General features: G+C 70.0%; 19 protein-coding genes. 14 read left to right on the plus strand and 5 right to left on the minus strand.

Going from position 1 to position 20,518, the window contains the following annotated elements; genetic code table 11:
* Positions 1 to 364 precede the first annotated feature (364 nt).
* The 5 genes from ATK30_RS38965 to ATK30_RS38985 all read right to left on the minus strand — a co-directional run bounded on the left by ATK30_RS38965 (position 365) and on the right by ATK30_RS38985 (position 4,973).
* On the minus strand, positions 365 to 991 hold the full coding sequence (locus tag ATK30_RS38965) for a hypothetical protein (protein WP_101439714.1): 627 nt from the start codon (positions 989 to 991) through the stop codon (positions 365 to 367).
* A 304-nt stretch (positions 992 to 1,295) separates the two neighbouring features.
* Positions 1,296 to 1,427 (minus strand): hypothetical protein, encoded by a 132-nt coding sequence (locus ATK30_RS46990; RefSeq protein WP_279630037.1) that lies wholly within the window; start codon positions 1,425 to 1,427, stop codon positions 1,296 to 1,298.
* 272 nt (positions 1,428 to 1,699) lie between these two features.
* Entirely contained in the window at positions 1,700 to 2,122 is a 423-nt protein-coding gene (locus ATK30_RS38975; protein WP_101439715.1) for a hypothetical protein, read from the minus strand.
* 11 nt (positions 2,123 to 2,133) lie between these two features.
* Positions 2,134 to 3,738, minus strand: coding sequence for a GMC family oxidoreductase (locus ATK30_RS38980; protein WP_101439716.1), 1,605 nt, complete (start codon positions 3,736 to 3,738; stop codon positions 2,134 to 2,136).
* A gap of 155 nt (positions 3,739 to 3,893) precedes the next feature.
* Positions 3,894 to 4,973, minus strand: a complete 1,080-nt coding sequence (locus ATK30_RS38985) for a LacI family DNA-binding transcriptional regulator (RefSeq protein WP_244194858.1) — start codon at positions 4,971 to 4,973, stop codon at positions 3,894 to 3,896.
* A gap of 182 nt (positions 4,974 to 5,155) precedes the next feature.
* On the opposite strand from ATK30_RS38985, the gene ATK30_RS38990 reads away from it, so the two are divergent.
* From ATK30_RS38990 to ATK30_RS39050, 14 genes are all read left to right on the plus strand, one after another.
* Positions 5,156 to 6,340: a Gfo/Idh/MocA family protein gene (locus tag ATK30_RS38990; RefSeq protein WP_101439718.1), complete on the plus strand. Its 1,185-nt coding sequence runs from the start codon at positions 5,156 to 5,158 to the stop codon at positions 6,338 to 6,340.
* Positions 6,337 to 7,497: a dihydrodipicolinate synthase family protein gene (locus ATK30_RS38995; protein ID WP_101439719.1), complete on the plus strand. Its 1,161-nt coding sequence runs from the start codon at positions 6,337 to 6,339 to the stop codon at positions 7,495 to 7,497. Before ATK30_RS38990 ends, ATK30_RS38995 begins: the two co-directional genes overlap by 4 nt.
* The gene (locus ATK30_RS39000; RefSeq protein ID WP_101439720.1) at positions 7,494 to 8,345 is read left to right on the plus strand and encodes a sugar phosphate isomerase/epimerase family protein; all 852 of its coding nucleotides are present in this window, start codon (positions 7,494 to 7,496) and stop codon (positions 8,343 to 8,345) included. Before ATK30_RS38995 ends, ATK30_RS39000 begins: the two co-directional genes overlap by 4 nt.
* Positions 8,342 to 9,454 carry a glycerate kinase gene (locus tag ATK30_RS39005; protein WP_101439721.1) on the plus strand — a complete coding sequence of 371 codons (1,113 nt, stop codon included), beginning with the start codon at positions 8,342 to 8,344 and terminating at the stop codon, positions 9,452 to 9,454. Before ATK30_RS39000 ends, ATK30_RS39005 begins: the two co-directional genes overlap by 4 nt.
* Before the next feature lie 65 nt (positions 9,455 to 9,519).
* Positions 9,520 to 10,896, plus strand: coding sequence for an aldehyde dehydrogenase AldH (aldh, locus tag ATK30_RS39010; protein ID WP_101439722.1), 1,377 nt, complete (start codon positions 9,520 to 9,522; stop codon positions 10,894 to 10,896).
* Between the two features lie 46 nt (positions 10,897 to 10,942).
* Positions 10,943 to 11,254: a hypothetical protein gene (locus ATK30_RS39015; protein WP_101439723.1), complete on the plus strand. Its 312-nt coding sequence runs from the start codon at positions 10,943 to 10,945 to the stop codon at positions 11,252 to 11,254.
* Positions 11,251 to 12,270: a DMT family transporter gene (locus ATK30_RS39020; protein WP_101439724.1), complete on the plus strand. Its 1,020-nt coding sequence runs from the start codon at positions 11,251 to 11,253 to the stop codon at positions 12,268 to 12,270. The genes ATK30_RS39015 and ATK30_RS39020 overlap by 4 nt, the downstream gene beginning before the upstream one ends.
* A 26-nt stretch (positions 12,271 to 12,296) precedes the next feature.
* Positions 12,297 to 12,569 carry a hypothetical protein gene (locus tag ATK30_RS39025; protein ID WP_143271475.1) on the plus strand — a complete coding sequence of 91 codons (273 nt, stop codon included), beginning with the start codon at positions 12,297 to 12,299 and terminating at the stop codon, positions 12,567 to 12,569.
* Positions 12,570 to 12,573: 4 nt separating this feature from the next.
* Positions 12,574 to 12,729 carry a hypothetical protein gene (locus ATK30_RS45200; RefSeq protein WP_158242562.1) on the plus strand — a complete coding sequence of 52 codons (156 nt, stop codon included), beginning with the start codon at positions 12,574 to 12,576 and terminating at the stop codon, positions 12,727 to 12,729.
* An 84-nt stretch (positions 12,730 to 12,813) separates the two neighbouring features.
* Positions 12,814 to 13,446 carry a TetR/AcrR family transcriptional regulator gene (locus tag ATK30_RS39030; protein WP_101439726.1) on the plus strand — a complete coding sequence of 211 codons (633 nt, stop codon included), beginning with the start codon at positions 12,814 to 12,816 and terminating at the stop codon, positions 13,444 to 13,446.
* Positions 13,447 to 13,650: 204 nt separating this feature from the next.
* The gene (locus ATK30_RS39035; protein WP_208637537.1) at positions 13,651 to 14,991 is read left to right on the plus strand and encodes an MFS transporter; all 1,341 of its coding nucleotides are present in this window, start codon (positions 13,651 to 13,653) and stop codon (positions 14,989 to 14,991) included.
* Positions 14,992 to 14,994: 3 nt separating this feature from the next.
* Entirely contained in the window at positions 14,995 to 16,308 is a 1,314-nt protein-coding gene (locus ATK30_RS39040; RefSeq protein WP_101439727.1) for an MmgE/PrpD family protein, read from the plus strand.
* A gap of 80 nt (positions 16,309 to 16,388) precedes the next feature.
* Positions 16,389 to 18,500: a hydantoinase/oxoprolinase family protein gene (locus ATK30_RS39045; protein ID WP_158242563.1), complete on the plus strand. Its 2,112-nt coding sequence runs from the start codon at positions 16,389 to 16,391 to the stop codon at positions 18,498 to 18,500.
* Positions 18,497 to 20,515 (plus strand): hydantoinase B/oxoprolinase family protein, encoded by a 2,019-nt coding sequence (locus tag ATK30_RS39050; RefSeq protein WP_101439729.1) that lies wholly within the window; start codon positions 18,497 to 18,499, stop codon positions 20,513 to 20,515. Before ATK30_RS39045 ends, ATK30_RS39050 begins: the two co-directional genes overlap by 4 nt.
* The last annotated feature ends 3 nt before the right edge of the window (positions 20,516 to 20,518 follow it).

The raw sequence follows: 20,518 nt of genomic DNA on the forward strand, positions 1-20,518 counted from the left end.
GTATGTCGATGCAAGCACACTCAGCGCAACATCGTACACATATCGTTCTGCTAACTTGTGGAGTGTCAACGTTGTCAATGCTGTTGGATCGACCGGCGGACCTGTGGTCGAGGCGGAACCCCGTTGGCGGTTTGCGTCAGCGGAATGTCGAGGTTCCGGGATTCTAATTTCGGCCGGTTATTTATGCGGTGAGCCTGACCGATCGAGATTCGTGAACCGAAGCTGCGTGATAGCGGCATTAAATATGGAGGCCTTGTACTAATCGGAGATGGCTACGTGGGTCGTGTGTCAGGCGTGTCGCCGAAGCGCTCGTCCGGCACAACGAGGCCAGAGGCCGGGTACGGCTGCTCGGATGGCCTGGCAGTCAACCCCTTGGCCGCCCGGACCGTTCGAACTGCCACACCGCGTGATCGAGTTCCCACTGGGTGCAGCCCAGGCGGGAAGCGAGCGCAGCGAGGAGGTCGCGCGCCTCGGCAACGCTCACCAAGGTGTCGAGGCGCAGATGCCGAGTCGGCCAGCGTCGGATCATTCGGTCGGGTTTGATCCGGTTGTCGTCCCCGGCAAGCATCCACAGGTAGCTCAGACGGGTGCCTTGGCCATGCCCCGGCACCTGAGCCAGCCGTGCTTCCACGGGATCCACGATGGAGGTGTCGGTGGGCGCCGCGGCGACGTCGTCGATCCGTTGCAGTCCGCTGTCGGCCAGGATCTGCGCGTATTGGACTGCGGCATCGGCCTTGCGAATGTCGCCGCGCATACTGGTGAGCGACCGGTTGACCAGGACGTCGGCGGCGAGCCGCTCGCCTCCCAGTTCGCGCCCCAGCTTGGCCAGCTCGGCGACGGACTGCTCGCGATCTGCTCCGATCACGGTGTGCGCATCCGCGGCAGGCAACAGCCGATCCGGCAGGGAGACATAGTCCGCGTAGGCGTTGTATACGTTGACCACGTTGTTGTAGTGGGCGTTGATGGAAAAGACGGCGTCCAGGACGCACAATGACAGGTGTGTCCAGCGCCGTGGTCGTGGACTGATCACCAGCTCCGTCGTGGGCGCGGATGTCAAACATCGACCCTGTTCGTCTCGCTCATCTTGATCTCGCCTCCGATCGCGGGTCGATAGCCGGAAGAAATGACAATTTTTGCTTCACCGGATCAGTTCTCATGCCATCGTCACGTTCATGACGCTGCGGCGATCTCCGCGACCTGTGCGAGGGCGAGTGGCCGGAGTATGAGTATGCGATTAATTCCCTGCTTGCGCGCGGGTCGGCGAATTTCTTCCTGAGCCTGACAGACGGTCGCTGTCAAACGCCTCGCTTGTAGGCGACCATGTCGGTATAGGACTCCTCTACGGCGTCGTGCTCGTCGATGCCGAGATCGGCGAAGACGGCGCGGAGCGAATCGAGCGCGGCGGGCACGTCGTCGGCCTCGGCCATCGTCTCCAGCTCGATGAACGTTTGCTCGTCCAGCTCGGGGATCGTGACGACGGTGGGGCGAGTTGCACACTATCCACACGACTGTCGCTCCGTTCACGAACGGAATGTCTCTGACAACCTGTCGCTGGTTCGCGGCACCCCGCCGAAGCCTCCGGCATTACGGGGTATTCGTCGCCTGCGGAGAACGAATCGTCTGCTCAGCCGGCCGCATCGTGGTCGTTCTCCGTACCCGGCGAGACGGCGGCTGCCGCTCCGGTCCGGGCGGGCGGAGATCACGCGGGCCGGTAGAGCGGTCCGCGTTCGACGACTCGGAGCAAGAGGTCTTCGTCGATGTCCTCGGCGATCTGGACGGTACGGGGCTGTTGGCCGGTGTAGCCGAGAAGTTCGCGCACCTCGCGGTTCGTGTAGTAGCTGCCCGCGGCCGCGAGCAGGACTGCTTGGTACCCGGCGTCGTCGAGTTCTCGCAGGTGTTTGAGGGCGGCGCCGGCAGGCAGCCCGGTGGTGGACGTCCACGCGCGGAGCAGGTCGGGGAGGAGGTCCGGTCGCGCTCGGAGGACGACGTCGAGCTGTCCGCTGTCGATGCCGGCTGCGGCGGCGGAGGGCATCGGGCCGACTGCGGGGATCAGGTCGTCGGCGAGTGCTCGCAGCCAGTCGCGGCACTCGCCGGGCAGGTGGTGGTCCGGTGTCGCGGGCATGAGTGCTCCGATCAGGCGGGGACGGGCTGGTTCCGGCGGTTCGCGATCAGGTGTTCCGTTGCGCGCAGGGCGAGCGCGGCGATGGTGCTGGTGGGGTTGACGCCGCCGGAGGTGACGAACACGCTGCCGTCCACGATGTACAGATTGGGGATGTCGTGCGATTTCCCGTACTCGTCGACCACCGACGTCGCCGGGTCGGCGCCCATCCGTGCGGTGCCGAGGAGGTGCCATCCGGAATACCGCATCAGCGATTCGGTCGCGACGTCGCGGGCCCCGGCCGCACGGAGGGAGTCGGTGGCACGCGCGATGTGGAAATCGAGGAGGCGACGGGAGTTTTCGCTGACGGAGTAGTCGATCCGGGGCGCGGGGATGCCGGAGGAATCGGCGAGCCCGGTGCCGACCGTGACGCGGTTTTCCTCGTCGGGCAGGTCTTCGCCGAAAATGCCCCAGCTGATGGTCCGGCCGAGATGGCGGCGGATGTGCTCGTGGTGCGCCGGCCCCCACACCTCCTCGCCCGCGCGGGTCGGCAGCGCGGCGTTGAGCGGGCCGCCGGTCGGGGCGAGGCTCCACTTCGCGCCTCGCACGAAACCGCGGTCGGTGTCGGTTTCGTAGAACTGGTAGGAGGTGATCTTCGCGCCGACGTGGCCCCGCCAGCTTTCCAGGTCCTCGTCGAAGTATCCGGTGACGTTGGCGAACGGGTGCACCATCAGCCGCCGCCCGAGCAGGCCGCTGGAATTGCCGAGTCCGTCCGGGTGCGCGGGCGTGGCCGAATTGAGCAGGATCCGCGGCGTGCCGATTGCGTTGGCCGCCATGATCACCACGCCGGCCCGGACGGAATGCCAGGATCCGTCCGGGAGGACGTACTCGGCTCCGGTGGCGAGTCCGTTGGCGGACATCAGGATCCGGGCCACGCGCGCCCCGGTCAGCAGGCGCGCGCCGCCGGCGACCGCGGCGGGCCAGTGGGTGAGGTCGGTCGATGCTTTGGCGCCTTCCGGGCAGCCCTGCATGCACGATCCGAACTGGACGCACGGCCGCCGCCCTTGGTGCGGTGCGGACAGCACCGCCTGCGCGGCTGGCCACCAGTGCCATCCCAGCTTGTCGTGCGCTGTCGCCATCCGCGCGCCGATCCGGCCGATCGGCAGCGGCGGGAGGGGCGGTTCGGCACCGTCGGGGTAGGCCGGGTCCCCGCCCGCGCCGGACACGCCGAAGGCCGCGTCGGTGCGTTCGTAGAACGGTTGCAGGTCCGCGTAGCGAAGCGGCCAGTCGTCGGCGACGCCGTCCAGCGTGCGCACCCGGAAATCGGACGGCAGCAACCGCGGCCAGTCGCCCGCGTAAAGGATCATGCTTCCGCCGACTCCCGAGTACATCAGCGGCGCGACCGCGGAATGCGAGTCGTCGACGGGGTAGTCGGCGGGGTTCTGCCGGATGTTCGGGCTGGCCGACCACTGTTTGCGCGCTTCGAGTTCGTACGTTTCGCGCTGGGCCGGGTAGCCGGCCCGGTCGGGCCAGTCGCCTTGTTCCAGGCAGACCACGTTGAATCCGGCCTTCGTCAGTGCTCCCGCGGCGACCCCGCCCGACGCTCCCGCGCCGATGATCAGGACGTCAGCTTGCTCCATCGGATTCCTCTCGCACACCGCCGTTGGTAAGCGCTTTCCGGCGTACCGTAGGCGAGGTCGTTCCCGGATGCAAGAGGCGGCTCTGGTCCAGAGAGGACGCGGTCGTCGGCCTCGGCGGGGCGGCAGGCGGGCGGAAAGCTGCTGAGCGCGCGCGGTCAGCCGGCCGAAGAGCGTGTGCTGTCGCGGAGCACGACTTCGCCTCGGACCCGATGGCGCCGCGGGGGGCTGGCGGGTTCGTCGAGGGCGATCTGCACCGCGGTCGCGCCCATGTCCGTCATCGGGAGGCGGACGGTGGTGAGGGCCGGAACGACGTCCCGAAGCGGGCTGATGTCGTCGAACCCCGCGATGCCGATGTCCTCGGGCACCCGCAGGCCCGCGTCCCGCGCCGCCGCGAGCGCGCCGAGAGCCATCACGTCGTTGACGGCGAACAGGCAGTCGACCGGCGGCCTGCCTTCGGCCTGGTCGAGCAGAGCCTTGGCCGCGGCGTATCCGCCGGACCACGTGAACTCGCCCGAGACCTGATGCTCGGCCTGGGGTTCCGCGCCGTGCTCGGACAATCCGAAGGCGAACCCTTCGGCCCGGTCGCGGGCGGTGAGCAGCGAGGGCGGCCCGGCCAGCACGGCGAACCGCCGATGTCCCGCCCGGTAGAGCGCATCGGCGAGCGCGGCGGCGCTCAGCCGGTTCTCGACGACGACGGTGCCGATCCCGAGCCCGTCCTGCCCGATGCACGCGGCGCGTCCGCCGCCGCGGGTGTACTTCCGCAGGATCGCCCGCATCGGGTCCAGCAGGGCGGGATCGTCGACCCGTGAGCCGGCCAGCAGCACCGTCTGCGCGCGCTGCCTGCGCAGCAGTTCCACGTGCCGCAGCTCGGCGGCCGGGTCGCGCTGGGTGCTGGCGACGGTGACCAGCAGGCCCCGTTCGCCGGCGGCGGCGATGACTCCGGCCGCGATGCTGGAGAAGTACGGGTCGGCGATGTCGTGCACGATCAGCCCGAGGGTGGCGGTGCTGCCCCGGGCCATCGCCTGCGCCTGGGCGTTCGGCGAGTAGTCGAGTTCCGCCGCGGCGGCGAGAACCTTGGCTCGCAACGCTTCTTTCACCTGGCGGGTGCTGCCGTTCAGCACCCGCGAGGCGGTCGCGAGCGAAACCCCTGCCCGTTCGGCGACATCGGCGAGGGTGGCCGCGCTGCCCGCGGCTTCCTCGGGTTCGTCCGGGCTCGGCGTACGTCGGCGGCTCACGGTCGCGATGCTAACGCTTTCCGGAACTTGAGCGCCGAGTGGCGGGGTTGACGCGGCCGGACGGCGATCGTACTTTGGAAAGCGCTTTCCCGACGTGCCTGCCCGGTTGGGCGGGAAGGCGCAGACCGCAGCAGCCCCGCTCCGGCCGGGGCCGATCCGACGACGCATCCCCAGGAGAGTCCATGGCTCAGCGAAGCATCGGCATCATCATGAACGGCGTCACCGGGAGGATGGGCTACCGCCAGCATCTCGTCCGGTCCGTTCTCGCGCTGCGCGACGAGGGTGGGGTGCGGCTTCGCGGAGGCGAGCGGGTGCAGGTCCGTCCGCTGCTGGTGGGCCGCGACAGCGCCAAGCTCGCCGAACTGGCGCGACGGCACGACATCGCGGACTGGACCACCGACCTCGACGCCGCGCTCGGCGACGACCAGTGGGACGTCTACGCGGACTTTCTCGTCACCAAGGCGCGGGTGGCGGCGCTGCTGCGGGCGATCGCCGCGGGAAAGGCGGTGTACACCGAGAAGCCGACCGCCGAGACCGTGCCCGAGGCGCTGGAGCTGGCCGCGCTCGCCCAGGAGGCGGGCGTGCCCAATGGTGTTGTGCACGACAAGCTGTATCTGCCCGGCATGCGCAAGCTGGCGAGGCTGGTGCGGTCCGGATTCTTCGGCCGCATCCTGTCCGTGCGCGGCGAGTTCGGCTACTGGGTCTTCGAGGGAGACGGACAGCCCGCGCAGCGGCCGAGCTGGAACTACCGGGCCGAGGACGGCGGCGGCATCGTCGTCGACATGTTCCCGCACTGGAATTACGTGCTGGAGAATCTCTTCGGAGAAGTCCGCTCGGTCTACGCGAGGGCGGTGACGCACATCCCGACCCGGTTCGAAGAGAACGGCGCGTCCTACTCCGCGACCGCGGACGACGCCGCGTACGCGATTTTCGAACTCGACGGCGGCGTGGTCGCGCAGCTGAATTCGAGCTGGGCGGTGCGGGTGAACCGCAAGGAACTCGTCGAATTCCAGGTCGACGGCACGCACGGCAGCGCGGTCGCTGGCTTGTTCGGCTGCCGGGCGCAGCACCGGACCGGCACGCCCCGTCCGGTGTGGAACCCCGACCTCGCCGATGCGCACGACTACGGAGCCGACTGGAGCGAGGTCCCGGACAACGAGGTGTTCGAGAACGGTTTCCGGGTCCAGTGGGAGGAATTCGTCCGGCACGTGGTCGACGGCGATCCGCACCCGTACGACCTTCTCGCCGGAGCACGCGGGGTCCGGCTCGCCGAAGCGGGACTGGAGAGCTCCCGCACCGGTGCGCGGGTCGAACTTCCCCCGCTTGAAGCGCCGCGCGTGGCGCTGGCGAACGGAGCGGCGAAATGACGGAAGTCGCTCTGGTCGACTCGGCCGCCCGGGTCACTGGTTACCGGCTGCGGACTCCTCCCGCGCTGAAACGTCCGGAGAGTCCGTCGCGGTCGCGGATCGCCTTCGCGGCGGCGCACGTCGTCCCTCGCGCGACCGCGGAGAACGTGCCGGGTGCACCCGCGGATCTCGATTGGGACGCCACGCTCGCGTTCCGCCGCCACCTGTGGTCCTGGGGGCTCGGCGTAGCCGACGCGATGGACACGGCCCAGCGCAACATGGGACTCGACGCGGCTGCCACGCGCGAGTTGATCGCCCGGAGCGCGGCTGAGGCGGCGTCGGTCGGCGGAGCGCTGTTGGTCGGGGTCAACACCGATCACCTGACTGAAGAAGTGTTGTCCTTGAGCGAAATCGTGGACGCCTATGTCGCCCAGCTCCACTACGCCGAAGACCGCGGTGCAGGTGTCGTCCTGATGGCCAGTCGGCATCTCTCGCGCATTGCGACGTCGGCCGCGGACTACGAGAAGGTGTACCGCGAGGTGCTCGCGCGGGCGGGCGCCCCGGTCGTCCTGCACTGGCTCGGCGAGGCGTTCGACCCACAACTCGCTGGCTACTTCGGGTCCGAAGCGGACGCGACCGTACTCCGGATCGTGCACCAAAACGCCGACAAAGTGAGCGGGATCAAGATGAGCCTGCTCGATCCGGGCCGCGAAATCGCGCTCCGCGCCCGGCTTCCGCACGGCGTACGGCTCTTCACCGGGGACGACTACCACTACGTCAGCCTGATCGAAGGCGACGGCCAAGCGCACAGCGACGCGTTGCTCGGCGCCTTCGCGGCCGTCGCTCCGCTTGCGGCCACGGCATTGCAGGCGCTCGACGCGGACGATCTCGCGGAATACCGGCGCGTCCTCGAACCGACCGAAGCCCTGGCGCGGCACATTTTCGCCGCGCCGACTGCCTTCTACAAGACCGGCATCGTTTTTCTCTCCTGGCTCAACGGCCACCAGCCTGCCTTCGCGATGGCGGGCGGTCTGCACGCAGCGCGTAGCCTGCCGCACCTTTCCGCTGCGCTCCGGCTCGCCGACGAGGCAGGGGCGCTGACCGATCCCGAACTGGCCGCGCGGCGGTGGATCTCGTTGCTCGCCGTGCACGGCCTCGATGACCGGGTTCCGGCGTGACCGCGCACCCGCGGATGTCGTTGAACCAGGCGACGATCCGCCACGCGGACTTCGCGACCGCGCTGCGCGTCACGCGGCAAGCCGGCATTCCGGCGATCGGGGCGTGGCGGGAACCAGTGGGTGCGGTCGGGCTGCCGGCGGCGGCCGCGATGCTGGCGGATTCCGGACTGCGGATGTCCAGCCTGTGCCGCGGCGGATTCTTCACCGGACCTGACACGGCGGCCGCGCTCGACGAAAACCGCAGGGCGATCGAGGAAACCGCCGCGTTGGCCGCGGCCGGGGCGGCGGGCTCCGCTCCGGTGCTGGTCCTCGTGGCGGGCGGTCTCCCCGAGGGCGACCGGGACCTCGCCGGAGCCCGGAACCGGGCGCGGGACGCGGTCGGCGCGCTCGCCGAGGACGCGGCGGCGGCCGGGGTGGTGCTCGCGATCGAACCGATGCACCCGATGTACGCCGCGGACCGCGGGGTGATCTCGACGCTGGCGCAAGCGCTCGACATCGCCGAGCAGTTCCCCGCGGGCCGCGTCGGAGTCGTGGTCGACACGTTCCACGTGTGGTGGGATCCGTGCCTCGGCGAACAGATCCGCCGCGCCGGGCTGACCGGCCGGATCGCCTCCTACCAGGTCGGGGACTGGATCACGCCGCTGCCGCCGGACGCGCTGCTCGCCCGCGGCCTGCCCGGCGACGGGCACGTCGACCTGGCGTCGGTCTCGGAGCTGGTCGAGAAGGCCGGCTATCACGGCGACGTCGAAGTGGAGATCTTCAACGAGGACCTCTGGCGGGCCGACCCGGTTCGCGTGGCCCGGCGGGCGGCGGAAACCTTCGACGGTGCGGCGGGAGTGCCGGGATGACGGCCGGAGAACGAGCCTTGCGCGTGCTCGTCGCACCCGACTCGTTCAAGGGCTCGGCCGGCGCGGCCGAAGCCGCCCGGTGGCTGGCTGAAGGCTGGGCCGCGGTGCGCCGGCACGACGAGATGCGGGAACTGCCGCTTGCCGACGGCGGCGAGGGCACTCTCGACACGGTCGCCGCGGTCGTGCCGGGTGCGCGCAGGATGCCGGTCACCGTGCCGGGGCCGCACGGCAGCCCGGCGCACGCGTACTGGCTTCTGTTGCCCGACGGCACCGGCGTTGTCGAACTCGCCTCGACCAGCGGCCTCACGCTGCTCGACCGGCCCCGCCCCGCCACGGCGCACACGCTCGGCTTCGGCCGCGCGATCGCCGCCGCTCTCGACGCTGGCGTGCCTCGGCTTCTGCTCGCCCTGGGCGGGTCCGCATCGACGGACGGCGGCGCCGGGGTCCTCACCGCGCTCGGTGCTCGGCTGCTCGACGAGGCAGGAAACCCGGTTCCGCAAGGAAATCGCGGTCTGGCACAGCTGCGAACCATTGACTGCACAGGGCTCCGCCCCCTGCCGCGCGCGGGTGTGACGGTGCTCAGCGACGTGACCAATCCGCTGCTCGGACCTACCGGCGCCGCAGCAGTTTTCGGCCCGCAGAAGGGGTTTTCGCCGGTCGATCTCCCCGCCGCCGAGCGCAATCTCCGGCGGCTCGCCGACCGGCTGGACGCCGATGCGGCCGCGCCCGGGGCCGGTGCGGCGGGCGGGACCGCGTTCGGGCTCCTGGCCTGGGGAGCGCAGCTGGCCTGGGGAAGCGAGTTCGTCGGCGCACTGGCCGGGCTGCCTGCCGCCGTCGCGGGCGCGGACGTCGTCGTCACCGGGGAGGGCCGGTTCGACACGCAATCCCGGTCGGGAAAACTCGCTGGCCACGTGTCCGCGCTCGCAGCCGCGGCGCGGGTGCCCGCGCTCGTCGTCGCGGGCCGGATCGCCGCGCCGATCACGGGACTGTTCCAGGCCGCCGAGGACCTGTCCGAACTCGCCGGCGACCAGGCCCGGGCGACCGCCGATCCGGCGCGCTACCTGCGCCGTGCCGGAGAAAGGCTGGCCCGCCGGATGCCAGCGCACTGACCTGCCCGTCGATCACGTTCGCGCCCGCCGGGCGGGCGCCCGAACCTGCACAGGAAAGGAAAGCCATGACGATCGCCAGTGTCGATCCGACGACCGGAACCGTCCGCAAGGAGTTCGCCGCGCACAGCCCGGCCGAGGTCGAGGACCGGATCGCCGCGGCGCAGACCGCGTTCCGCGAACTGGCTGGCACCACCTTCGGCCAGCGCGCGGCGTGGCTGCACCGCGCCGCCGACCTGCTGGAGGCCGAGGTCGACGACGTCGCCGAGCTGATCACCGCGGAAATGGGCAAGACGCTCGCCTCCGCGCGCTACGAAACGCTCAAGTCGGCTGCCGGCCTGCGCCATTTCGCCGACCACGCCGAGCGGTACCTCGAGCCGGAACGGCCGGTCGACCCGGCGGCTGTGGGCGCCGCGGACCTCGCCGTCCGCTTCGAGCCGCTCGGGGTGATTCTCGCGGTCATGCCCTGGAATTACCCGCTCTGGCAGACGATTCGCTTCGCCGCGCCCGCTTTGATGGCCGGGAACACCGGGCTGCTCAAGCACGCCTCGAACGTCCCGCAATGCGCTCTTTACCTCGGAGAGCTTTTCGACCGCGCCGGATTCCCCGCCGGGTCTTTCCCCGCCCTGCTCATCGAAGCGAAGCAGGTGGCTCCGCTTCTCGCGGACCGCCGGATCCGCGCGGCGACGCTGACCGGATCCGTGGCAGCCGGCTCCGCTGTGGCCGAGGCAGCGGGGCGGAACATCAAGAAGACCGTGCTCGAACTCGGGGGCACTGACGTGTTCCTGGTACTCCCGAGCGCGGACCTCGCGAAGGCCGCCGAAGCGGCGGTGACCGCGCGGGTACAGAACTCCGGGCAGTCCTGCATCGCCGCGAAGCGCTACTACGTCCACGCTGATGTCTACGACGAATTCACCGCACGGTTCGTCGAAGGGATGGCGGCGACGACTGCCGGGGACCCCCGTGACCCGGCAACGACTTTCGGTCCGCTGGCCACCGAACGCGGGCGGCGTGACGTCGAAGAACTCGTGGACGACGCGATCGCGAAGGGCGCGACTGTCCTGACCGGCGGCCGGACGCCGGGCGGGCCGGGGTTCTTCTATCCCGCGACAGTCCTTTCCGGACTGACGCCGGACATGCGGCTGTACCGCGAGGAATGCTTCGGCCCGGTCGCCTGCGTGCACCGCGTCGCCGATCTCGACGAGGCGATCAGGCTCGCCAACGACTCCGACTTCGGGCTCAGCTCCAGCGTCTGGACCGCCGATCCGGACGAGATCGAGCGCGCGACCCGCGAGATCGAAGCCGGGGGAGTGTTCGTCAACGGGCTCACCGCTTCGTTCCCCGGCGTCCCCTTCGGCGGGACCAAGGATTCCGGCTACGGCCGCGAGCTGTCGGCGCACGGGATCCGGGAATTCGTCAACGTCAAAACCGTCTGGCGGGCCTGACCTGTCCTCGTTCCTGCCACTAGTCCACCGCGAAGGAGTTTCAACGATGAAACCGGCACCGAAGATGCAGGCGGTGATGGTGCTCTACCATCTCGGCGAGCAAGGCCTGTGGGAGCACCATTTGTTCGGGGCGCTGCGACAGCACTACCGCGACGCAGAACTGTCCGGGCTGCGCGAGGGCCTGGTCGGTCTGTCCACTGTGGGCTGGCTGGACGTGGTCGGGCAGCGCAGCCATCGCGGCCATCTCCTGCGCCGCTACGCGCTGGCCGCGTCCGCGAGGCGGCTCGTCGAGTACCAGCTCGACCTTCGGCGGTACCTGCCGGTCGAACTGCCAATCCCCGCGGGGAGGCAAACATGAGCGCCTCAGGCTCTGCGGCCGACTTGGCCGAACGGTCCCGCCTGGCCGACGGCAAGAAGACCCGGATGGGGATGATCTACGCGATCCTCGCCGCTCCCGCGCTCGGCCTCGCCTTCGGCTTGCTGGGCTCGATCGTCTCCACCCCGCCGTTCGACCGGCAGCAGCCGACCGGCGCTTTCGCGCTCGTCGCCGCGCTGCAAGTGCCGTTCGGCGTCCTGGCGATCGCGGTGTTCCTGCTCGTGACCGGAACCTGGCGCGACACCGGCCGGATCCTCGGGCACCGGGTCAGCTGGTGGAACCTCTTCGTCGCGGTAGGCGGATTCGTGGGCGACCTGTGCTTCGCCGCCGCCTCCGGGCTGATCGGCGGCGCGCTCGCCGGGTCCATCGGAGCGCTCGCCGGCGTGGTGGGCGCGATCGTCGCGGCCGTGCTGTACCGCGAACGCATCCTGCGCGCCTCCACGGTGCTCGGCCTGGCCGCACTGGCCGTCGGGATCTGGCTCGCCGTCTCCGGCGGCGAACTCGGCGCGCCGACGCACGGCTGGTACTTCCTGGTCGGTCTGCTCGTCATCGTGGCCGCCGTGCTCACCTGGGGGTTCGAGAGCTTCGCGATCACCGCGGGCACCGACCTCATGCCGCCGGAGAGCTTCCTGTGGTGGCGGGCGTTCCTCGAACTCCTCATCGCCGACGTCCTGCTCGTCGTGCTGTTCCCGGAAGGACGGCGGATCGCGGCCGACGCCTGGGCGCAACCGCGGCTCGTGGCGATCGGAGCGGTGATCGGGCTCGGCTGGGCGATCTGGATGATCATGGGCTACTACATCGGGATCTCTTACGCGGGCGCGGTCCGCGGCGGCGTGCTCACCAACACTCTCGCGTTCTTCTTCATCGCGTTTTTCTCGCTCACCGTTTACGGGGCGCCGTTCAGCACGTACGTCATCGTCGGATCAGCCATCACCATCGTCGGCACGCTTTTCATCGTCACCGAACCCAAAGCGCACCTTGCCCGGCTGCGCTCCTGAACCACCGCACCCAGAACGGAGACCACATGTCTGCCCGAATGTCCACATCGGACTCGACCGACGACGGCGCGCTCGCCGACGCGTACCTGCGCCGCAGCGCCCGCGCCAAGCTGCGCCGCCTCTCCGGGCTGATCGTGCTGTGCGCGCTTCTGCTCGCAGTCCTCGTGCTGATCTACGCCGAAGGCTGGTACTCCGGGCCGGGAGCCGGCGGCGCGGGCTGGGTGTTCGTCGGCATCGGCGTGGCGGCGGCCGCGATCGCGGCGGTCGTCATCGACATCGTCTACCGGAAGGAACTCTGAGATCATGGCTTCTCCTGCCGAACCGCCGTCCGAGACCGTCGCCCATGATCTGCCGTTGCTCAACGCACGCCGCTGGGCGCTGGGATTCCTGGCCTTCGCGATCGTCCTCGCAGTCGTGTTCGCTGAGTTCCTGGTCGGTTTCGTTGCCCACGCGCACTGACCTGGGGCACCGGACGGCGTGAGCGGGTTCCCGCGGCAGGCGCACGAACGACGAAGGCAAGTCGCAGGGCGTTACCATCGGCGCGTGGGCGACAACGTGTCGAATGAATCGACGGAGCTGCTTTCGGTGCGCGAGGAGCAGCGGAGGATGACGCGGCAGCGGATCATCACCGCGGCGCGGCAGGTGTTCGAGGAGCGGGGGTACGGACAGGCGTCGATCGGCGACATCGCCAAGGCGGCGAAGGTCAACCGGGCGACGTTCTACCTGCACTTCACCAACAAGGCCGAGGTGTTCACCGAGGTCTACCGCGCGGTCCGGGAGGACCAGAGCGCGCAGTACTGGTCGCTGCTCGGGCGGGCGCTCGCCGAGGGCAAGGCGGCGAGCGTGCGCGCCTGGCTCGACGGGGCGCTGTCCTGGTGGGAGAGCCAGGCGGCGCTGCTGCCCGCGATCCACGAGGCGATGGCCAGCGACCTCGAGGTCGCGGCCCGGTGGAAGGACCAGATCGACCAGCTGGCCGGCGGCCTGGAGGAGTACTTGGCCCAGTTCCCGGAGGCCCGGCGCGAGGAGCGGCGGCTGCGGGTCGAACTGCTCATGGTGCAGCTCGACCAGGTGTGTTTCCGCGCGATCGTGCAGAAGGTGTTCGCGATCGAGCGGACGCAGCTGCTCGATGTGGTGACCGGGCTGTGGGTCGACGCGCTCGGGCTGGAGCGCGACTGACCCGCACCTAGATCAACAGCTTGACGCTTGACTCGACACAGTGTCGTCCTTATTCTTCGGGGGACACCTGCGCCGGCAGTGAACGCGCAGGTCAGGCGAGTACGGCCGCAGCCCTGTGCGGCCTGCCCGCCTGGTGTCGAGGCGTCGACAGGGAAGACGCCGGTCTTCGCCCACCTGTCAACGATGACTCGGGAGCGTCCCCCTATGTCCTCCAGTCCTGGCGTCTCCGCTCCGTCTCCGGCGCTGATGCGGCGCGTGGTCTTCGCGTCCGCCATCGGCAATACCGTCGAGACTTACGACTACGCGGTCTACGGCTTCCTGACGGTCGTCCTTTCGAAACTGTTCTTCCCCGCGCAGCAGCCGGGTGTCGCGTTGCTGTCGGCCTTCGCGGTGTTCGGGGTCGCCTTCGTGGTGCGGCCGCTGGGCTCGCTGCTGTTCGGCTCGATCGCGGACCGGATCGGGCGCAAGCCCGCGCTGGTGGCCACGGTCGCGCTGATGGCCGGAAGCACGGCGGCGATCGGCGTGCTGCCGCCGGTGGCGTCGATCGGGGTGTGGGCGCCGATTCTGCTGGTGCTGTTCCGGTTGCTGCAGGGGCTCGCGGCGGGCGGCGAGTACGGCACGGCCATGACTTACGCCGCCGAGTTCACCCCGCGCGGCAAGCGCGGCGCGATGACCAGCCGCGTGCAGATCGGCAGCGTGGCGAGCCTGCTGCTGGCCGCGGGCTCGGTGCTGTTGCTGAGCACCCTCCTGACGCCCGCGGCGATGGCGAGCTGGGGCTGGCGGATCCCGTTCCTGCTGGCCCTGCCGCTCGGCCTGGTCGGGCTCTACATCCGTTCGAAGCTCGACGAGTCCCCCGAGTTCCGGGCGCTGGAGAACCGCACGCAGGTGCCCGCCTCTCCGGTCAAGGAGTCCTTCGCCGCGCACTGGCGGCTGATCGTGCTGATCTTCGGCATCGCCGCGTTCCAGCAGGTCGGCTACTACATCGCCTTCACCTACGCGCAGGCGTACTTGATCCGTCTGGGTTTCTCGCAGTCGCAAGCCACTTTGGCCACGGTGATCAGCATTGCGGTGGCGGTCGTGCTGGTCGCGCTGGGCGGACCGTTGTCGGATCGGTGGGGCCGGTGGCCGATGCTGCTCGGGCTTTCCGCGGGCACCTTCGTGCTGGCCTATCCGCTGTTCATCGGGCTCTCCTCGGCGAAAAGCCTCGGCGCGGCCATTGCCATGACGGTGCTGCTCGGAGTCCTGCCCGCGCTGTACACGGCGGTGGCTCCGGCGTCCTACGTGGAGGTTCTTCCCGCGCGGGTGCGTGCCACCGTGTTCGCGGTCGGGTTCGCGTTGGCGGCGACGTTGCTGGGCGGTCCGGCGCTGTACGTCAGCCAGACGCTCGTGCAAGTCACCGGGGACAACCGCGCGCCCGCGCTGTTCCTGATGTTCGGCGCGCTGGTGAGCCTGGTCGCGGCGTTGTTCGTGCGGCGGGCGGCCAAGCGGGTGGTGGACTCGGAGCCGGCCCCGGCGGTCAGCGAGCGGTCTCGCGAAGGGGTGTGACCCGTGTTGCTCACCGATCTCGCTGAGCAACTCGACACCGCGGCCCCGGGGATCACCGGCGAACTGATCGACCAAGCCGGTACCTGTCTCCTCGACGCGCTGGCCTGTGCCTACGGCGGACGCGACCTGCCGTGGGCCAGGCAGGCCAGGGCGATCGCGGGCAGCGGCGACGCCACGATCTGGGCGACCGGCGGCCTGCGGAGCGGGCTCACGGACGCGGTGTTCGCGAATTCCGTTGCCTGCCACGCGTTGCTGCACGAGGACACGCATGCCGAAAGCCGCGTGCATCCCGGGACGATGGTGATTCCGGCGGCGCTGGCGATCGGGGAGCGGCTCCGCTCGCCGTTGCCCGCGCTGCTGCGGGCGATCGTGCTCGGCTACGAGGCGATCGCGCAGGTTTCGGCCGCGGTGCTGACCGAGGAGTTCGGCGCTCGCGGATGGCGGGCCAGCAGCGTGTTCGGTCCCTTTGGCGCCGCGGCGGCGGCCGCGCATTTGCTGGGGCTCAAACCGATCGCTGCCGCGCACGCGCTCGGTATTGCTGCCAGTTCCGCCGCGGGTCTGTGCCAGTGGGCGCGCGACGGGACCGCCGAGGTGTTCTTCCAGAACGCCGGAGCCGCGCGAGCAGGCGTCGTCGCCGCGTTGCTCGCGGGGGAGGGCGCGACGGGCGCGACGTCGGCGGTGGACGGGATTTTCGGCCTGCGCCAGGCATTCGGCGGTGCGCGTGGCGAAGCAGGACCGCCGGACGTCCGGCTGGATCGGATGGCGATCTCGCAGACGTTCTTCAAAGCGCACCCGTCGTGCGCCTTGACTCAGGAACCGATCGACGCGGCGATCTCCCTTGCTGCCCAAGGAATCGACCCCGCGCAGGTCGTCGAAGCGACGGTGCACACGTCCGGCGTGGCGGCCCGCTATCCGGGCTGTGCCAACGCGACTGCGCTGACCGCGCCGATTTCCCGGCAGATGAGCCTGCAGTTCGCCGTGGCGGCCGCGCTGACCGACGGCGAAATCAGTCCGGAACGCTATGCCGGAGCGCTCGATCCTGGGCTGGCCAAGCTGGCCGCGCGGATCTCCGTGGCGGTGGATCCGGTTGCGGACGCGGCTTTTCCGGCGCGCCGGGACGCACGCGTGACAGTCCGGCTCACGGACGGACGCGTCGTGTCCGCAGAAAGCTGTGAGCGGGTGCAGGTGTCCGTGATCGAGAAGTTCCGCTCCTACGCGGAGCCGGTGCTGGGCGCGGGGATCGACACGGTCCTGCGGGCTGTCCGAGAACCCTTCTCCGGTACCGATTCCGCGGAGCTCGCCGCACATCTCCGCTGAATCGACAAGATGTCGCTTGACTCGACAGTATGTCGTGTCTAATCTGGCTCGCAGGCCGGGGGCCGTTCCACGGAAGGACAATGACGTTGCGTTCCGAAGTCACGTTTCAGATCGGGTGCGACATCGGCGGTACATTCACCGACGTCGTCGCGCTCGCCTCGGACGGACAGTCCTATGCGGACAAGTCCGACACCGTCCCGGACGACCTCGCCGCGGGATTGCTTGCCACGCTGGAAAATCTCGCCGGTCGTGTCGGACTGCCGCTGCCCGGACTGCTCGCCGCGACCACGCGGTTCGTCAACGGCACGACCGTGGTGACGAACGCGGTCGCCGAACTGCGCGGCGCGAAGGTCGGCCTGATCACCACGCAGGGCTTCGGCGACAACCTGCTGATCGCGCGTTCGGCCCGCAACGCGCACCGCGATCACCACAAGCAGCTCAGCCTTCCGCAGATCGTCGCCCGCGAGAACGTGCTCGAGGTGCCCGAGCGGATCGACCGCAAGGGCCGGGTCGTCGTTCCGCTGACCGAGCGGCGGGCGCGCGAGGCGGTGGAAGCGCTGGCGGCCAAGGGCGTCGATTCGATCGCCGTTTCCCTGTTGTGGGGCTTCGCGAACCCGGAGCACGAGGAACTGCTCGCCTCGATCGTCGAGGCCGAGCATCCTGAGCTGTTCTTGAGCGTCGCGTCGCGGCTGCACCCGGTGATCCGGGAGTACGAGCGGACGATGACCACGGTGCTCAACGCGTTCACCGGAATCCGGGTCGCCGAGTACACCGAGCGGATCGAGCGCGAGCTGGCGGCGCGCGGACTGCGCGAACCGGTTGCGTTCATGCAGGGTTTCGGCGGCACGTCGAGCGCGGCGGAAGCCCGGCAGCGCCCGATCACGCTCATCGACTCCGGTCCGGCGGGCGGCGTGATCGGGGCGCGGGCGCTGGCCGACCGGCTGGGCCTGAAGGACATCGTGACCGCGGACATGGGCGGAACGTCGTTCGACGTCTCGGTGCTGCGCGACGCGACCCCGAACGTGACCCGGCGGGTGATGCTGGGGGAGCGGTTCCTGACCGCGCTGTCCAAGATCGACGTGCTGCCCATCGGCACCGGCGGCGGCAGTATCGCGTGGCTGGATTCGCGCGGCGTTCCGCAGGTCGGGCCGCACAGTGCGGGAGCCGAGCCGGGGCCGATCTGCTACGGCAAAGGCGGCACGCGGCCGACGGTGACCGACGCGTCCGCGGTGCTCGGGCTGCTGGATTCCGGGTCCTTTCTGGACGGTCGCCGGTCGCTCGACACGGTCAGCGCCGGCGAAGCTCTCGCCCGCGAGATCGGGAAACCGCTGGGCGTGGACGCGGTGCAGGCCGCGGCGGCGGTGCACCGGATGGTGGTCGCGGACATGGGCAACGCCGTCCGCGCCGTGACGGTGGAGCGCGGACACGATCCGCGCCGGTTCGCGATGGTGGCTTTCGGCGGCGCGCTCGGCCTGTTCGCCGCGGACATCGCCCGTTCGGTCGGCATCCGGCAGATCGTGATCCCGGCCGAAGCGGCGGTGTTCTCCGCGCGCGGCTTGCTTTCTAGCGACGACATGCGCACCCGCGCGCGGTCGGTGATGTGGCAAGGCGGCGGCGCCGATGCGGTGCGTACCGCGCTGAAGGAGCTTGACGCGGAACTGGTCGAGGCCTTGCACGCCGCGGGCTATGCGGACGACCGGATCGACATCCGCTGGGAGGGCGACTTCAAGTTCCTCGGCCAGCAATGGGAACTGCGGGTGCCGATCCCGCGCCGCGACGACTTCGGCGAAGCGGATCTGGTCGCGATCCAGGACGGATTCGCCGCGCGCTACGAGCAGGAGTACGGCGAGGGCACGGCTTGGGTGGGCAGTCCGGTAGTTCTGATGTCGGTGCGGGTCACCGCGACCGGCCGGGTCGACTTCTTCGAACCGGCCAAGCAGGAGCCGACCGGCGACGTGGCAGAACCGGTCGGGCGCAGGCGGACCCAGCGGGCCGGACAGTCCGAAGTGGACGTCTACGACGCGCGGCGGATCACCGCCGGGGCCAGGATTTCCGGTCCGGCGCTGATCGAACACTCGCTGACGACCGTCTCGCTGCCTGAGGGCTGGGAACTGAACGTGGACGGCTGGGGCAACTACCTGCTGACCGACACCGACCGGACGACCGGGCTCACCGGGGAGGAAACCGCATGACCGCCGCCGCGACCGGGCTCGACCCGGTGGACGTCGAAATTCTCGCCAAGGCACTGGACAACGTCGCCGCGGAAATGGGCGTGGTGATGATGCGCGCCTCCGGCAGCCCCGCGATCGCGGAGGCGGTGGACTTCTCCACCTTCATCGCCGACGCCGAGGGCGACATCATCAGCTACGCCGGCTACATCACGATGTACCTGGGCGCGGCCCGCCAGGCGGTCCGGCACCTCCTCGCGACGTATCCCCGCGAGCAGATCCGGCCGGGGGACATGTTCCTCTGCAACGACCCGTTCACCACCGGCAACGCGCACGCCGTCGACGTCGGCGTGGTGCGGCCGATCTTCTTCGGCGAGCAACTGGTGGCGTGGTGCTGGGCCGAGGCGCACGTCAACGACTTCGGCGGTGCCGCTCCCGGCGGGATGGACCCGACGGCGACCGAGGTCTACGGCGAAGCGCTGCGGCTGCCCGGGGTGAAGATCGTCGACCGGGGGCGTCCGGTCGAGGACGTGTGGCGGATCATCGAGACCAACATCCGGGTGCCGGAGCTGGTGCTCAACGACATCCGGTGCTTCATCGCGGCCTGCCACCGCTGCGACGAACGGCTGCAGGCGCTCGTCGCGCAGTATGGCGTCGACACTTTCCGCCGGTATGTCGAGGCCGCCAAGGACTTGGCGGAGCAGGCGGTCCGGCGCAGGATCGCGGATCTGCCGAAGGGCACGTTCACCGCCGAGGAATTCGCCGAGCACAACGGGCACGCCGACGAGCTGTACCCGATCCGCTGCACGCTCACCGTCAGCGAGGACGCGCTGCGGTTCGACCTGACCGAGTCCGCGCCGCAGACCGACGGGTTCATCAACGTCAGCGCGGCGACCACGCTGGGTGCGGTTGTCTCCCCGCTGCTGATCACCCTGCTGCCGGACCTGCCGATCAACCAGGGCACGCTGCGCCCGATCGAGGTGGTGACCCGGCCGGGCACGATCTGCGACGCGCGCCAGCCCGCGCCGATGGGGGCCGGGCACATCGAGACCGGATTCCGGATCGGGAAGGTGGTCACGAGGCTGCTCGCCGATCTCCAGGCCGGCAGCGAGAACGCCTTCGTCCGCGACCACGTGACGGCGCCGTGGCAAGACTCGTGGAGCGCCAGTTTCTTCTACGCTCCCGACGAATCCGGCCGGCTCGTGCCGTTCCCGGACATGAACGGCGGCGGCAGCGGAGCGGGCGCGCAGGCGATCGCGGACGGCATGGACGTCAGCGGCGTGCTCGCCCAGCCGCAGAACAGCATTCCGGACATCGAGATCAACGAACTCGCGTATCCGGTGCTGTACCTGTGGCGCAAGCTGAACCCGAACTCCGGCGGACCGGGCCGGACCCGGGGCGGCGCGGGCATCGACCTCGCGTTCACGCCGTGGTACACGCCGGGCGGCCAGGAGCACGTCATGGCGGCCTGCTGGCAGGTTCCGCCGTCCGGGGTCTTCGGCGGCTACCCCGGTTCCACGAGCGGTTCGGCGCTGGTCTCCGGTGCGCAGGCGGACGAGGCGTTCGGCCGGGGCGAGGTGCCGCGTGGGGTCGAGGACCTCGCTGCCGCACCGAAACCGTTGCAGGGCAAGCAGTTCGGGCTTTCGGTCGGTGCGGGCGACGTCGTGGTGCTGCGGGTCGGCGGCGGTGGCGGGTACGGCGATCCGCTGGAACGAGGGCCGGAGCTGGTCGCGGCGGACGTGCGCGCGGGCGTCGTGACGGCCGACGCGGCGAGGGTTTCCTACGGCGTCGTGCTCGATGCGGCGGGCGACCCCGAGGTCGCCGAGACCAGCCGGGAAAGGGAGCGAATCCGCGCCGGCAGGCGGGAATGGCCCCGGGAAGACGGCTTGGCGGTGCGTCGAAGCCCGGCGCACGAACGGCTCGCCGAACGCGGCCAGTGGTGCCAGCCGAGGCCGGGGGTCGAACTCGTGGAGTTCGCCGACCCGGAGACCGGAACGCTGCTGCGCGCCGATGTGGTCGTGCACCCGGACGCCCGATGACGG

This window comes from Amycolatopsis echigonensis (assembly GCF_002846615.1).
GTDB lineage: Bacteria > Actinomycetota > Actinomycetes > Mycobacteriales > Pseudonocardiaceae > Amycolatopsis > Amycolatopsis echigonensis.

Excerpts from the sequence above, each read along its gene's own strand:
- ATK30_RS39045 (WP_158242563.1), top strand. The coding sequence starts at position 16,389 with ATGACGTTGCGTTCCGAAGTCACGTTTCAGATCGGGTGCGACATCGGC.
- ATK30_RS46990 (WP_279630037.1), bottom strand. The coding sequence starts at position 1,427 with ATGGCCGAGGCCGACGACGTGCCCGCCGCGCTCGATTCGCTCCGCGCC.
- ATK30_RS39020 (WP_101439724.1), top strand. The coding sequence starts at position 11,251 with ATGAGCGCCTCAGGCTCTGCGGCCGACTTGGCCGAACGGTCCCGCCTG.
- ATK30_RS38980 (WP_101439716.1), bottom strand. The coding sequence starts at position 3,738 with ATGGAGCAAGCTGACGTCCTGATCATCGGCGCGGGAGCGTCGGGCGGG.
- ATK30_RS38995 (WP_101439719.1), top strand. The coding sequence starts at position 6,337 with ATGACGGAAGTCGCTCTGGTCGACTCGGCCGCCCGGGTCACTGGTTAC.
- ATK30_RS39025 (WP_143271475.1), top strand. The coding sequence starts at position 12,297 with ATGTCTGCCCGAATGTCCACATCGGACTCGACCGACGACGGCGCGCTC.
- ATK30_RS38990 (WP_101439718.1), top strand. The coding sequence starts at position 5,156 with ATGGCTCAGCGAAGCATCGGCATCATCATGAACGGCGTCACCGGGAGG.
- ATK30_RS38975 (WP_101439715.1), bottom strand. The coding sequence starts at position 2,122 with ATGCCCGCGACACCGGACCACCACCTGCCCGGCGAGTGCCGCGACTGG.
- ATK30_RS39005 (WP_101439721.1), top strand. The coding sequence starts at position 8,342 with ATGACGGCCGGAGAACGAGCCTTGCGCGTGCTCGTCGCACCCGACTCG.
- aldh (WP_101439722.1), top strand. The coding sequence starts at position 9,520 with ATGACGATCGCCAGTGTCGATCCGACGACCGGAACCGTCCGCAAGGAG.
- ATK30_RS39035 (WP_208637537.1), top strand. The coding sequence starts at position 13,651 with ATGTCCTCCAGTCCTGGCGTCTCCGCTCCGTCTCCGGCGCTGATGCGG.
- ATK30_RS39050 (WP_101439729.1), top strand. The coding sequence starts at position 18,497 with ATGACCGCCGCCGCGACCGGGCTCGACCCGGTGGACGTCGAAATTCTC.
- ATK30_RS39015 (WP_101439723.1), top strand. The coding sequence starts at position 10,943 with ATGAAACCGGCACCGAAGATGCAGGCGGTGATGGTGCTCTACCATCTC.
- ATK30_RS45200 (WP_158242562.1), top strand. The coding sequence starts at position 12,574 with ATGGCTTCTCCTGCCGAACCGCCGTCCGAGACCGTCGCCCATGATCTG.